Annotated in this window: 1 protein-coding gene; it reads left to right on the top strand. The window is 39.4% G+C overall.

What is annotated here, in order from left to right; translation table 11 throughout:
* Nucleotides 1–657 (top strand): IS4 family transposase (locus tag DHL47_RS13210; protein ID WP_209552184.1); only part of this gene is annotated, 657 nt, incomplete at its 5' end.
* Nucleotides 658–724: the final 67 nt, after the last annotated feature.

Raw genomic sequence — 724 nt, forward strand, 5'->3', positions numbered from 1 at the left:
TCTATTCGTCAACTCAATCTCCATGTCATTGCCATGGTCAAGAAAACTTCAAAAGTCTACTACAATTACCAAGGAGAACGTCTATCCGTTAAGCAATTGTATAAGAAATATCCGAAACGTCGCGGGCGTGCTAAATATTTACTGAGCCTTATCGTAACAACGACTTATGACAAGGAGGAAATCCCAGTAAAACTGGTTTTTGTACGCAATCGTAATAAAAGAAACGACTATCTCGTTCTTGCCAGCACCGATACCTCTTTAAGCGAAGAAGAAATCATCCAAACATATGGTAAACGGTGGGCAATAGAGGTTTATTTCAAGATGTGCAAGCAATATCTGCGCTTGACACGTTGTCAAAGCCTTTCTTATGATGAACTCTTTGGATATACAACAGGAGTCTGTCTTGCCTATAGTATGATTGCCTATCAAGGACGTTTAGATACGGATCAGAGGAGTTTTGGCGACCTCTTTTTCATCATGGGCAGAGAAATCGAAGACCTTAGTTTTAGACAAGCACTTCATTACCTACTTCAGCTGTTTATGGAAAAATTGGAAGAGACAGGGCTTCTTACTGATAAAGTCCTTGAATCTTTAGTTGATACCTTTTTGGATCAAGCTCCAAAGTTACTAACCAGATGGTTTCAAAGAGCTGATTAGCATTATTTTGTGTCTAAACTCTTGAGGGATAAGGGGTTACGGGAGATTTGATGGTTACAAGTTTGAG

This window comes from Streptococcus panodentis, assembly GCF_017884005.1.
Taxonomy (GTDB): Bacteria; Bacillota; Bacilli; order Lactobacillales; family Streptococcaceae; genus Streptococcus; species Streptococcus panodentis.